Source organism: Bacillus sp. Pc3 (genome assembly GCF_000815145.1).
GTDB classification, from domain to species: domain Bacteria; phylum Bacillota; class Bacilli; order Bacillales; family Bacillaceae; genus Bacillus; species Bacillus velezensis.
Map to the genome: position 1 here is coordinate 1,370,084 of NZ_CP010406.1, position 13,985 is coordinate 1,384,068.

Below are 13,985 nucleotides of genomic sequence, written 5' to 3' on the forward strand. Positions count from 1 at the left end.
AATGTATGTAACTCCTATAATTTTATTTACCTTTGAAATTCTGTGCCTAGCTTACATATCCATAATTGTAATCGTTAATTCACGCATAGTTCCAATTCGATTTTCGAACATTTCATCCCACATATCTAAACAACGCTGATTAACTTCGAAATCACCTTGGGTTCTATCATAGAGAAAAGCAATTAATTTCGATAATTCCCGAGCTATACCATATAGTTCACTTCCAACATCTTTAACTTCTTTTTGAGAGTTTTGAATTATATTTTGGCACATACCGAATATAACTTCTTTGAATAATATGATTGGTATATCATTTTCATTTATAAAATATACAAAGCGACGCACCATTTTTCTGGTAGTTTTAGAAGTTACTAATTTTAAAATAAACTCTTCATCCTCCTTTATATTTATCTTTTCTTTATATAATAATTGAGAATAAGAAAAAGTAAGATCGTCATCTTTTTCCTCATCCAAAAAATGTACAATTATTTTTTTACACTTTTCATGATGTTCTTGATATCCAATAAGATCACATGCAACCTTAACGATTCCTTCTTTTTGTTCCTTAGATTTATTAATATTCTTAAAAAGAATATCTCCAAAGCTTCCATATAATACATACATATTCGCAATGTGTTTGGCACCTACTTTAGCCACGTCTTCAAACTTTGAATTATACATTTCAAGGACTAACTCTTTAATCGTTCTAGAATAATCTTTATATAAATTATAGAACAAGTTATATGCATATGGATGAGCAGCAATTCTTAGATCTTTGTTAGCCAATTGAAAGAACCACTGTACAGCTTGTTCCTTATCAAAATTCATAATCGGTATAATACACTCTATTGCTGACATATTTACCGCTAGATTTTTATCGTTAACAATAGAATCTACAGCATCTTTAAAATAATCATATCTATCTTTATCTTCCCAGAGTAAAGAAGCTATTGCCTCAGCAGCGCAACCTCTTACACAATTCATTGAATTTGTAAAAAGAGAATTAATCGTGTTTACTTCTTTACCTTCTGAGGACACTACATTGAACTCACCCTGCTCTGGATTCAGATGATTCATTGCTATATTTGATATTTCGTTTAAAATATCCTTGTCCCATAATTCTTCAGCTCTCTCTCTAATTCCTCTACAAAAAGACGTTGCAACATTTATATTCTCATTGTTAACCCATTTTTTATATAAACTCTGTGCTAGATGGAGATTAACAGGTTTCCAATCTCCGTTTTTATTCATATCCTTATCTAAATCTTTTTTACCTATTATATCGAAAACAGCACTGATATAGTGATTATCAATATCTTTCGGAAACTTTAAGGCTAAGTTAGCGATTCTATTTGGATCTTTTTCACCAACTCTTATAATATCTCTTGAAAATTGCCTTGGTGAAGATTCTAGAATAGGTCCATCTTTTAAGGACCATTTATCTTTTTGATAATCTTTTTTCTCAATAATCTTTAACCATTGTTTATCACTTATTTTTTCAGCTTTAGTACCAATAGTCGAACTAACAAACCCCCCTATAGCATTATTCCTTTTATGCCTAAAATATTGACCATTAAATTTCCGCTTTAGAATTCTTTCCAGTTCGAAAGATTTTCTTGATATCCTATCTTGGTCGAGAGCTGGAATTAAATAATTTTGTACCTCGCCCCAGTATATCCAATGAACTGTCAATTTATTATGTTTTATCCTATTTTCTCTATTAAACTCAAACCTACGTTTTGCTATTTCTAACTCATCTTCTTCATGATAATAGTAAAGTCTATGTTCTAAGCTTTCAAACACTTCATCTGAGCATGTTTTAGAGTGTTTTTCTATTACTTTTTTAGCGATATATAAGTATTCGTCAGAGTCCCCTGTGTAATTGAATAATCTTGTGTGTGGATTCTCAATTAACCAGCTAATAGCATAATCAGAGCAATCAACCGGCAGACTTTCCATAAGGGATAATAAAATCTCATTTATTATAAGTGAAGAATAGTCATTATATTTTTCACAACTCTTCAATAGATTCTTCGCATCAATTTTAATTAATTCTTTTCCTGAAGCCTTAACCATCTCTACATAAGCTCTTCCATACAATTGACCCATATATTGTTTAGATATCCAAAAATCTATTTTTTTGTCACAGATTGAAGTTGTATTTTTAGTAGTTTCTGCAATATATAGCATAAAGTCCTTCCAGACTTGATACGGTCGATCCTTTGCAATTTCAGTAAGGATTTGTATTGCCTTATAATCCAAATCCTGTCTATTTTCAATAGCCTGATTGTTGACATTTTTAACAATTAAATCAATTAAAGATAATGCTCTGCTAGGAGCATCTTTAGCAAGTTCTTCCCAAGAAATGTACGCATTCCATAGTTCTGGCCTAAACTTTAATAATTCCAATCTAAAATCGAACATTTCATCAGAATCATCTGCAATATTCCAACATAGCACATTGTAAATTTTATTATCCAAATCAGGGTTTTTGAATGCTAAAGGATAAATCAATGAAGTCACTTCATTTGGTAAATCAAAGTTAACAGATCTAAGTAGCAACAATGCTAGCTCCCTATCTTGTTCACAATCAAGCCAAGTATTAATGTAACCTTCTCGAATTAAAAACTTTATAAAAATAGGGTGGTTAATGAAAGCAGCACCCAATAAATGATTTCTCCAGTACTCTGAGTTAATATATTCTTTTAAGAATACCTCCACTTTTGAATTGATTGTTTCTACCTGTCCCAGTACTTCTAAAAAGGCATATTTCATGTAAAAGCGTATATTTACACTTTGTATTAGCTCAATACCCACATCTACAAAGTCATCTATATCAAAGTCTAGTAAATTTTCTAATAACATCTGAAGTTGATACCTTTTAGATGGAGTCTGTTTAGAAGGAGAGCCAAGTATACTAATAATGGAATTACCTTCAAATATTTGTTGAATCATTTTTTCAACCAAGAAATAGTCATAAAAGCTTTGATGAACAAAACCAATTCTCTTACCATCTGAAAACAATAGTCCATTGGATAATAATTGCTCAATCGCAACCTTTGAGCAATTATTTACCATCTGTACAGGAATCATTAACTTCCCTAAATTATCAATTTGATGAACTATTGTATCTTTTAGTTCATTTAAATCATTAATAAAAACACCCATAATTTCACAATTAATACTTAATTGTGTCCACCATTGTTTTATTAAATCACTAGAGGATATGTATGTATTAGACTTCCTTTTCTCTTCCAAATTAGACCAAATATATAGATTGCTAGGTGTTTTTAACAAGAGTTTAAGTTTCGTTGATAAGTTATTATATGTTTCTCCTACAACTTCTTTTACGCTATCATTATCCAGATCACTCATAATTATTTCTTTCCATGTGTCTTCTTTGTAATTGGTGTTCATTTTTGAAAACAATTGCTTTATACCATTATCATTTTGGAAATCAAACGTTCTGCATATGAAAACCAGCGTTATTTTTCTATCTCTTTCCTTATTGATATTGTTTACTTCTGCTATCATTTCCTTACAGACTTCTAGTGCAGTACTTGAGTGGTTATTCGTCCATCGGATTGCATCTAGTTGGTCTAGAATCAAAACAGCTTCTTTATCCTTGGAAACTGCATCAATACAAAATACTGGTGATGCAGATAAACCTAATTGATCTCCGTAATTATTAGAAGAATATTCTGGAACACGCCGATCTAGTTTTAATGCAAGATGAACTATATTTTTTTCTTTTAGCTTATTTCTTAATTCTATAACACATCCGCTTTTTCCGCTTCCTGCTTTCCCATGTATAATTACTGAATTTCCATTCAAAAGTTCTTTATAACACTTTTCACTTTCCTGCCTATGCATGAGAGAGTTATTAATTTTAACGAAAGCAGAATCAAACTCATTATTCAGATACTCAATTCTTGGCATAATCCGTTCATCTTTATGTAATTGTCTAAATGAAATGTCAGGTTGACTTTCTAAAAAGTTTATTATCATATAAGATGATATTTCTTTTCCTAATAAATCATTTTCTATAGGGTAGCTCAATAATAGATTATAAATAGTTTCGGGATTACCTATAAAAAGATACTTTATAGTTTCCTTCAAGGTTAATTTTGTTTCTAAATCATCGGAGTAATGTATAACATGCATTCTTTTTAAATAATGAAAGGCTTGTTCATTGTCTTGAACAGAACTATGATCCAGCCCAAGATACTCACATATTTTTCTATATTCTTTATACACTTCTGTACTATTCTTTATTTGATATTCATAAAAATCTCTAGGGTTTCCATTAGAATTTCTAGCCCGATTAGTAATATCATTCAACATCATACTATTAACTGCTGAAACAAATTGATAACTAATCTTATCACTGGAGTCTAATTGTTTTTTTGCTTTTTGAAAAATTCCTTTTGCACCCAAATCACCTATAGTCCAATACTCTTTGCTTGCATTTCTCCCCTTGCATTGCGAGCATATTTTACTTCCATCATTGTTTCTAATCCATAGATCAATGCCCTCTTCCTCTTTCCCAATACTTTCCAGTATGATAGATGATATTTCCTCTTTTATTAGTCTAAGTAATTGTTTAACCACCCATCTACCTTCATATCTATTTCCAAACTTATCAGCCCTACCACCAGTTTCATAAGGCAAAGGAAGCCCTCCTCTTTAAAGATATATCTCTATTATAGATCCATTACGATTATTACGGAATCCTGAACTATTTTCTAAAATGAAAAAGCTTTGTGAGATGAAGGAAATTCAAATTATAACGTTAGATGGTTCCATCAATACTCAGCAACAAAACGTAGATTTAATTAGTCTTTATGCTTGGATAATTGAACATGAGACTCAAATCATGAGGCAACGAATCAAATATGGTAAGGAGAAACCATGTTAGATGAACAAATTTAATAATTTCCAAAAAAATATTGTAACCCAACAACAAGCGAAAACCGCAGCGGTTACTTAGCCACTTAAATGAATAGTCGGCTATGAAATTCTACGGTTTTTTAATATCGAAAGGAGAAAGAAACATCAATGAATAGTGATTTTAGAAAGCTCCGAAGCTTTATGTATAGTTAATGATCCAGAATCAGTAGATTCTAATTAACTTTTACAGGACTATAGGAAGCATTCAAATTACTTTACTGAATTAGCTTCAAAGAATATAGAATAAAAAATACGAGAATCGAAAGGAAACAAACAATCATGAAAAAACAACCTAGAGTAGGAATCTATTTTCGTACAAATCATTTAAATAATATGGCAACCCTTCATCACTTAGAGGTATATGCCAAGGAAAGAGAATTGGAACCTATTATCTTTCTGGATATTGACAGCGGAGTTGAACAACGACAATCTCTAAACCATTTACTAAACCAAGTCCGCAACCAAAAAGTAGATATCATTATCACTTATTCTCTTTCAGATTTCTCACGAAAGACCAGTGAGCTTTATTCCATTTTATGTTAATTTAAAAAATTCAACGCGAGATTGATTTTATACAGCGGTCAAATGGAGGTAGCTCATCATGACTAAACAACCTCATTCAGTTGAACATATATACACCGATCCTAAGTTGGCATTTGCTCATTGATCAAAGCAATTATCGATAATAAAATAGAAGAATTTGTAAATACCACTAACAAGGTAAACACTGCTACATCTCAACCAAACGATAAGGAGCAAGATGCTTCATGAGATGTGCAATTTATATTCGAGTATCAACAGATAAAGAGGAACAAAAAGCCTCACTAAAATATCAGAAAGAATTGTTTTACAAATTCATTGAAGAAAAAGGATGGGACATCTACGAATTTTACATAGATGTGCAATCCGGAACAACCGCAAAGAAAAAAAAACCTTCAACGAATGATTGAAGACTCTCAAGACAAAAAGTTCGATTTCATCTTAGCCAAAGAGTTATCGCGACTTGCTCGGAATGGTGAGTTATCATACAAAATCAAAAAACTTTGCGAAAATCAAGGAATTCACATTATCACATTAGATAATGCCATCAACACTCTTACCGGAAACACAAGTATGTTTGGGCCTATACGCATGGATGTATGAACAAGTATCTCAAAATACAAGTAATCGTGTAAAAGAAACATTAAAAACACGTGCAAAAAAAAGCTTGTTTAAAGGTTCCAATCCCCCATACGGTTATGAGGTCAAAGAGGGGAAGCTTTTTATTCGTAATGATGAAACACCTGAAATTGTTAGAAGTATCTTTCGTGAATATCTTGAAGGAAGTGGTCGTGAAAGTATCGCACGACGGCTCTATTATGAAGGAGTCAAAACACCCGCAGATGTTGCAGGGAAGAAAAATGCGAGTGACAAATAGAATGATTCCACGATCAAGCTCATCTTAACAAATTCTCATTATGTTGGAGATTTAGTTCAAGGGCGCACGACGACAGTAAGTGTCACAAGCAAAAAACGAAAGAAACAAGACGAAGATGATATGTATATCATTGAGAATACCCATGATCCCATCATCTCGCATGATATGTTTGAGGCCGTGCAAAAGCAGCGAAAGAAATTCATAACTGCCCCAAAGCTTCACTTATTTACGAACATCCTCTTTTGCGCGGATTGCGGAAAGGGAATGTGGTATCGAAGTAATCGACCAAATGGTTATATTTGCGGCACTTATGCTCGGCATGGTAAAAAAGCTTGTAGCGCTCACACGATCAAAAAGGGCAATCTCATAAAAACGATTTTGTATGATAGAAAACTTGTTAAAAATTGATAAAGAACAATATTTGAAAGTGCTTGAGGCGAAGTCAAAGAAATCAAAAAAGGATATTCAACAAAAGCTTGATAAGCTCAACAAGCAAATGGCGTATAAAGAGTACGAAAATAGAAATTCATCAATATGCTTGCTGATGAAAAAATCAAACATGATGAGTATTTAGAAATGGTTGAAGATACAAAAATGAATTTGCTCAGCTTGCGGAAAAGAAAAATGAAATGCTCTCAGTGATTGAAAGTGAGCAAGTGATTGATAATATCGACAAGCTGAAACAAGAGCTTCTTCAATTTCTAAACTTTAATGAATTAACACCGGAAATTTCACATCGCCCATTCAATAGAAATGATGTAAAAGAAGACGGCACACCAGTGATTAATTACCGATTTGCCGCCCCAACATTTGAATAAAAGCAGGTATTACCCTTATCGGGAGCCTGCTTCATTTTTTAAAATCATCTGCGATACTACCTCCACATGATTCGTATGCGGGAACATATCCACAGGCTGTACTTCGAGCGTCTGATACCCACCATCCTCAAGCACCTTCAGGTCTCTTGCAAGCGTTCCTGGGTTGCAGGAGACGTACACCACCCGCTTCGGTTTCATGTCGATGATTGTGCGCAACAGCGCTTCGTCGCAGCCTTTTCTTGGCGGGTCGACGACTAGCGTATCTGCCGTGATGCCTTCTTCGTACCACTTTGGAATGACGGTTTCCGCTTCTCCGACTGCGAATTCCGCGTTCGTGATGCCGTTCAGCTCAGCGTTGCGTTTTGCATCCTCAATGGCTTCCGGCACGATTTCGACGCCGTATACTTTCTTCGCCTGCTCCGCTAAGAAGAGAGAAATCGTTCCGATGCCGCAGTAGGCGTCGATGACGGTTTCTTCCCCTTGCAGCTCCGCGTACTCAAGCGCTTTGTCGTAGAGCACTTTTGTCTGTTCCGGGTTGACCTGATAGAACGATCTGGCGGAGATGGCGAATTTGACGTCTCCGATGAGGTCGTAGATGTATTCTTCGCCCCAGATGACGTTTGTTTCGTCCCCAAAGATGACGTTTGTTTTATTTGGGTTGATGTTCTGCACGATTGATTTGACGTGCGGGAATTGCGTCGTGATGTCTTCGATGATCTTCGCTTTATGCGGGAAATCGCTTGTTCTTGTGATGAAGACGATCATCATTTCGCCCGTGACGACGCCGTATCTGACCATGATGTGGCGGAGCCAGCCTTTGTGGCGTTCTTCGTTGTAGGCTTTGACGCCGTATGAGGCGCAAATATCTTTGACAGCTTGAACGGCTTCGTCGTTTTTGGATTGCTGGATCAGGCAGGCGCTCATATCGATGATGTCATGGCTTCTTTGCTGATAGAATCCGGCGACGAGTCCGCCTTCTCTTTCTCCTACCGGCACCTGCGCTTTGTTTCTGTAGTTCCACGGGTCTTCCATGCCGAGCGTCGGATGCACGATGACTTTTGAAAGGTTCAGCTTGCCGATCCGTTCTAAGACGTCTTTGACTTGTTTCTGTTTAAACAAGAGCTGGCCTTCATAGGTCATGTGCTGAAGCTGGCAGCCGCCGCATTGTTTGTAGATCGGGCACGGGGCATCCGTTCTGTGCGGGCTTTCTTCCTTCAGCTCGATTAAGCGGCCGAAAGCGAAGCCTTTTTTGACGCGTGTCACTTTGATTTGCGCTTTTTCCTCAGGCAGGGCGTTCGGCACGAAGATCGGGAATCCCTGAACCTTTGCGACGCCCGCTCCTTCGTGCGTCAAATCCTCAAATGTCACATCATAGTATTCATTTTTTTCTATCGGGGGTTTCATTTTCATCTATAATCACCTCTAGTTTTACCAATAGCCTTGTTTCAGCGTGCTGGCAAACCTTCAAATTCAATGTCAGCCTTCAAAGGTTTCCGATCACGCTGAAAAGATGACAAAATCCTAAAACGAATACTGTTTTAGGATTTTGTCCGCGTATTAATCATCCAGCTGTTCCGCTTTCTCCTTCGGCATGATGACGTGAATATGCCGGTACAGGTTCACGAATTCGCCCGGCAGCATGCCGCCGTATTCGCCGTCCAGGTTCAGCTGCATCTTTTCTGATACATTGACTTTCACACGGTTCGCTTTTGTGTAAATAATGTGCTGATCGTTAATATGATCGCCTCTGAGCGCCATGCTCGCGACTCTGATAAACTCCGCGAGATTGGCTTTTTTCAAAATAATCAAATCAAACATGCCGTCATTCAGGCTGGAATCAGGGGCCAGTTTCTCGAATCCGCCGACCGAGTTGGTCAGCGTCACTAAAAACAGCATAATTTCGCCTTGAAACAGCTTGCCGTCATATTCAATCTCGACTTCTGTCGGTCGAAGTGAAGGCAGCATTTCCATTCCCTTTAAATAATAAGCAAGCTGGCCGAGCATCGTTTTCAGTTTGCTTGGCACATCATACGTCAGCTCCGTCAGACGGCCTCCGCCGGCGATGTTGATAAAATACTGACCGTTCACCTGTCCGATGTCGATCGGGCGGGCTACGCCGTTAATGACGGTATCAGCGGCATTCAGTACATTCTCTCTCGGAATGCCCAGCGCTCTGGCGAAGTCATTTGTCGTGCCGACCGGAATGATACCGAGTGTCGGGCGTTTGTCTAACGGTGCAAGGCCGTTGACGACTTCATTAATCGTTCCGTCTCCGCCGGCTGCGATAATCAGGTCAAACTCCCGCAAAGCGGCTTCTTTTGCGGCGTTGGTGGCATCCCCCGCGCATGTGGTGGCATGAGTGGAGGTTTCATAACCGGCTTGTTCAAATTTTTGCAGGACCTGGGCAAGATTTTTCTTAAAAAGCTCCCGTCCTGAAGTCGGATTGTATATTATGCGTGCACGTTTCATTATCTCATCATCCTACTTAAGAGTATCCGATCCATTATTAACACTAACAACCTTTAATTATACTATGACTTGAGAAAATCGCAACAATATGTACAGGAATTGCCAGAAGAAAAAAGGCCCCGGCTCCGTTTAAGGAGCCAAGGCCCGCTGTCTTACTCTTCTTCCGTTCCAGGTTTTTTCTTACGGAATTTCGCTAATACTTCATATACGATCGGCACAATCAGAAGGGTAAGCAGAGTCGAACTGATTAAACCGCCGATAACAGTGACACCGAGTCCTTTAGAAATGACCTGGCTTCCGCCTTCGAAGCCCAATGCCAATGGAAGCAGGGCGCCGATTGTCGCGATCGCCGTCATCAGAATCGGACGCAATCTCGTAGAGCCGGCTTCCAGGAGCGCTTCTCTCGTCGATAAGCCTTCCGCTTCTTTATGGATGACGCGGTCAATTAAGACAATCGCGTTTGTGACGACGATTCCGATCAGCATCAGCATACCGATCATGGCATTCAGACTGATCGTCTCTCCGGATACATACAGTCCGGCTAATGCGCCGATGACTGTAAACGGAAGCGAGAACAGAATCGCAAACGGCGCTAATGCTCCGCCGAACGTGATCACAAGAACGAGGTACACGATGGCGATTGCGGCAAGCATCGCTAAGCCGAGTTTCGTAAAGGAATCAGCAATATCCGCTGATACACCGCCGGTATCAATCGATACATTGTCCGGGTGATCCAGTTTGTCAACTTTCTTTTGAACGGCCGATGACACCTTCGTGACGTTGTCAGAAGTGACGGTTGCCGTTACGTCAGCGTACACTTTGCCGTCGCGTTTGGAAATGGTATCGGATGTCGTGCCGTTTTTCACTTTCGCCACATCGCCGATTTTTACTTCTTGGCCTGCAGGCGATGTGATGGTTTTATCCTCTAATTCTTTTACACTCTTATACTGGTCTTTTTCTGTTTTGATGTTCACATCAAGCTCTTTGCCGTCCTTTTTCACCGTTGTCAAAGGAGACTGTGACGTTTGGGACATCAGGGCTTGGGAGATTTGCGAAGCCGTCAGGCCCTGCTTGCTGAGTTTCTCCTGGTCAGCGACGAACGTGTACTCATCATAAGTGCTGGAAAGGCCTGAGTTGACGTCTTTCAGATCTTTCTGCTTTTTCATGATGCCTTCGATGTCTTTGACCGTGCCTTTAATATCAGACTCTGAATCTCCGTACACATAGTACGTTAATTCGTTGTTGTTGCCTGACGAACTGAAATTTTGTGATTTCCATTCGCCGCGGCTGGATGTTTTTTTGATTTCTTTTAAGACATTGTCTTTTTCTTTGTCAAAATCAGGCGTGTCATCCTCGTATTTCACGTAGAACAATGCGCCGTTTGAGCTTCCGCCGAGCGGACTTTGCGAGCCTAATGAATACTGAACGGTATCGACATGTTTGCGTTTAAGCAGCATGTCTTCCGCTTTTTGCGCAGCTTTTTCAGCTTCGCTTTTCGTTTCGCCCGGTTCAGGTGTATATGTGAGCTGCATCGTTTTGTCCGCTTGCGCAGGCAGGTAGCTCGCGCCGATCAGAGGTACGAGGAACAAACTGCCGACAAGCATCAGAACCGCGATGATAGATGTAATCCATTTATGTCTTAATGACCAATGCAGCACTTTTTTATAGAAATTGGCCAATCTGCCCGGCTTATGCTCTTTCGCTTTAACAGGCGCGCCTGTGAGCGATTTTTTGAATAAGCTGTGCGCAAGCATCGGCACCAGTGTGATCGAAATCAACAGTGATGCGGCAAGCGCGAAGACGATTGTTAATGCAAACGGCATAAACAGTTCGCCGATCTGTCCGCCGACCATGGCAAGCGGCAGGAATACGGCAATGGTTACGATCGTTGATGACATGATCGGTTTAAACATTTCTTTCGTCGCTTCACGCACCAATTGCTTCCCGCGTAAAGGTTCATCTTTCAGCCTCATGCGGCGGTAAATGTTTTCGATCACGACAATCGAGTCGTCGACTACCCGTCCGATGGCGACCGTCATCGCACCGAGCGTCATTATGTTCAATGTGACATCAAGCTGATTCAGCACAAGAAGCGCAATCAGCAGTGACAGCGGGATGGAAACGATAGAAATCATCGTTGATTTAATATCTCTTAAGAATAAGAGAATGATCACGACCGCAAAAATCGCGCCGAAAATCGCTTTGCTTAACATCGTATCCACCGACTCTGTAATCGGCTCTGCCATATCAAGAGTCGAGCTGTACTTGAACCCTTTATGGTCTTTTTTGTATTGATTCAGTTCATCTTTAATCGCATCGGCCACTTCTACCGTGTTGGCGTCATTGGCTTTTACGATATTAATTCCGATGCTGTCCTTTCCGTTCGTGCGGGAAATGGATTCAGCTTTTTTCACATCTTTAATGTCGGCAATGTCAGAAAGCTTGACAGTCGGCACCCCTGCTGTCGCGCTTTGCTGTGCCTGCTGCATAGCCTGAGCGTCCGCCGCAGATGCCGCACCGGCTCCGCCCGCTTGACCTTGAGCGGCAGAAGAAGATGTGACCGGAATTCTCATATCTTTCAGATCTTTAATTGACGTAATATCTCCGTTAACGACAACTGATTTTTCTTTGTTGCCGAATGTGTACAATCCAAGCGGCGTATTGACGTCAGAGCCTTGGATCACTTTCTTGACGGTATCTTCATCAAGTCCGTACTCTTTCATTTTTTTGTCTTTGAAAGAGAATTCCACCTGCTCTTCCTGCTGTCCGGAAACTTGCACAGACGCAACGCCCTGAATGCCTTCAAGCTTAGGAACGAGAGTGTTTTCCACATTTTTGGTCAGGTCTTCAAGCGAGCTTTTGCCGCTTGTCACACTGAGCGTCAAAATCGGGAAAGAGTTGAGGCTGTAACGGGAAATGTCAGGTTTTTTCGCGTCGTCAGGAAGGCTGACACTGTCCAGCGCTTCAGCGACTTCGGTTTTCGCCTTGTCCATATCCTTGTTGTAATCATATTCAATCATAACCGATGAGACGTTTTCAGAGGATGTGGACGTTACGACGCTCACTCCTTCTAAATTCTGGACCGCCTGCTCGATCGGTTTTGTCACGTCATCCGCAACTTGACTCGGAGCAGCTCCGGGATAAGTCGTATTTACTGAAAGGTAAGGCATGTTGACGTCCGGTATGGATTCCTGCTTCATATTCATACCGGCATACAGCCCTGCTACAGTAACGATAATCGTCATCAGCCAAACTGCGAATTTGTTCTTCAGTACAAAGTTAATAATGTGGTTCATCATGTCCTCCGTTAATTTTTATTGACTGACTGGTCATTCTATATAATACTAAACGGTATAACTCAACATCGTCAACTAATAAGGCAGTAAATTTTTCTAAATTTTTCAGGATTAAGGGGAAGCACGTCATGAACGAAAAAAAAGAGAAAATCATAAAAACAGGCATCCATTTATTTGCCAAAAAAGGGTTTTCTTCAACAACCATTCAGGAAATCGCCGGCGAATGCGGAATTTCAAAAGGAGCCTTCTATCTCCATTTCAAATCAAAAGAAGACCTTTTGCTGTCAGCATGTGAGTATTACATCGGCATGTCTATGGAAGAAATAAAGAAAATCAAAACAGAACATCAGCATAAACCATCTAAGGACGTATTCCGAAAACAAATCGCATATCAATTCCAGGAATTTATGGAACACAAGGACTTTATCATCCTCTTGCTGAGCGAAAAGGTCATTCCTGAAAATCAAAAGGTCAAACAGTATTTTCATGAGGCCAATATTCAATTTAACATGCTGTACCGGGATGCGTTGCTCTCCGTTTACGGAGATGCCGTCACACCGTTTTTAGCGGATGCGTCCGTTATGGCGCAAGGAATTGTGAGCTCCTATATTCATTTCTTGATTTTTAATGAACATACGGCATTCCGGACGGAAAACGTGGCGGCCTTTCTGATTGCCAGAATTGATGATCTGATTACGGGACTGATAAGAGACAATCCCGATCCGCTGCTGCCTGAGGATATCTTCACTCAGCCCGCGGCGGACAGAGAAAGACTGCTTGCGGATATTCAAAAGATAAAAGCACAGCAGGGGCTGCCTGAGGACGTCCTCGTATCGCTTGAAGTCATTGAAGAGGAATGTGCAAAGGAAGAGCCGCGAAAACCGATTATTAAAGGAATGCTGTCCAACTTGGCAGGCAGCGGAAATGAGCAGATTGAAACGCTGCGGGCTTCCATTGAAACCTATTTCATCTTATAAAAAAAGAGACCGGCGCTTACCGGTCTCCGTGTCAGCAGCGCCCTTGCAGGCGGCTGCT

11 protein-coding genes and 1 pseudogene are annotated in these 13,985 nt (G+C 39.7%); 8 read left to right on the forward strand and 4 right to left on the reverse strand.

Going from position 1 to position 13,985, the window contains the following annotated elements:
- Positions 1-51: 51 nt before the first annotated feature.
- Positions 52-4,671, reverse strand: a complete 4,620-nt coding sequence (locus SB24_RS06280) for a hypothetical protein (RefSeq protein ID WP_039252433.1) — start codon at positions 4,669-4,671, stop codon at positions 52-54.
- A 97-nt stretch (positions 4,672-4,768) separates the two neighbouring features.
- On the opposite strand from SB24_RS06280, the gene SB24_RS20655 reads away from it, so the two are divergent.
- The 7 genes and pseudogenes from SB24_RS20655 (at position 4,769) to SB24_RS20350 (ending at position 7,185) form a co-directional block, all read left to right on the forward strand.
- Positions 4,769-4,918 carry a hypothetical protein gene (locus SB24_RS20655; RefSeq protein ID WP_395135803.1) on the forward strand — a complete coding sequence of 50 codons (150 nt, stop codon included), beginning with the start codon at positions 4,769-4,771 and terminating at the stop codon, positions 4,916-4,918.
- Between the two features lie 311 nt (positions 4,919-5,229).
- Positions 5,230-5,493, forward strand: coding sequence for a recombinase family protein (locus SB24_RS06285; RefSeq protein WP_039252435.1), 264 nt, complete (start codon positions 5,230-5,232; stop codon positions 5,491-5,493).
- A gap of 224 nt (positions 5,494-5,717) precedes the next feature.
- On the forward strand, positions 5,718-5,900 hold the full coding sequence (locus SB24_RS20480; RefSeq protein ID WP_079891292.1) for a recombinase family protein: 183 nt from the start codon (positions 5,718-5,720) through the stop codon (positions 5,898-5,900).
- Positions 5,893-6,093 (forward strand): recombinase family protein, encoded by a 201-nt coding sequence (locus SB24_RS20485; RefSeq protein WP_234015355.1) that lies wholly within the window; start codon positions 5,893-5,895, stop codon positions 6,091-6,093. Before SB24_RS20480 ends, SB24_RS20485 begins: the two co-directional genes overlap by 8 nt.
- A pseudogene (locus SB24_RS20340) lies at positions 6,086-6,505 on the forward strand (recombinase family protein); the annotation flags it as partial. The gene SB24_RS20485 and the pseudogene SB24_RS20340, both read left to right, overlap by 8 nt.
- Before the next feature lie 126 nt (positions 6,506-6,631).
- Entirely contained in the window at positions 6,632-6,775 is a 144-nt protein-coding gene (locus tag SB24_RS20345) for a hypothetical protein (protein WP_231571738.1), read from the forward strand.
- 230 nt (positions 6,776-7,005) lie between these two features.
- Positions 7,006-7,185 carry a hypothetical protein gene (locus SB24_RS20350; RefSeq protein ID WP_225562136.1) on the forward strand — a complete coding sequence of 60 codons (180 nt, stop codon included), beginning with the start codon at positions 7,006-7,008 and terminating at the stop codon, positions 7,183-7,185.
- A gap of 15 nt (positions 7,186-7,200) precedes the next feature.
- On the opposite strand, the gene rlmD is transcribed toward SB24_RS20350, so the two are convergent.
- From rlmD to SB24_RS06305, 3 genes are all read right to left on the reverse strand, one after another.
- Positions 7,201-8,595 carry a 23S rRNA (uracil(1939)-C(5))-methyltransferase RlmD gene (gene rlmD, locus SB24_RS06295; RefSeq protein WP_039252436.1) on the reverse strand — a complete coding sequence of 465 codons (1,395 nt, stop codon included), beginning with the start codon at positions 8,593-8,595 and terminating at the stop codon, positions 7,201-7,203.
- Between the two features lie 147 nt (positions 8,596-8,742).
- Positions 8,743-9,654, reverse strand: coding sequence for a diacylglycerol kinase (locus SB24_RS06300; protein WP_007408918.1), 912 nt, complete (start codon positions 9,652-9,654; stop codon positions 8,743-8,745).
- Positions 9,655-9,806: 152 nt separating this feature from the next.
- Positions 9,807-12,950, reverse strand: a complete 3,144-nt coding sequence (locus SB24_RS06305; protein ID WP_039252438.1) for an efflux RND transporter permease subunit — start codon at positions 12,948-12,950, stop codon at positions 9,807-9,809.
- 128 nt (positions 12,951-13,078) lie between these two features.
- On the opposite strand from SB24_RS06305, the gene SB24_RS06310 reads away from it, so the two are divergent.
- The gene (locus tag SB24_RS06310; RefSeq protein WP_039252440.1) at positions 13,079-13,927 is read left to right on the forward strand and encodes a TetR/AcrR family transcriptional regulator; all 849 of its coding nucleotides are present in this window, start codon (positions 13,079-13,081) and stop codon (positions 13,925-13,927) included.
- Positions 13,928-13,985 lie beyond the last annotated feature (58 nt).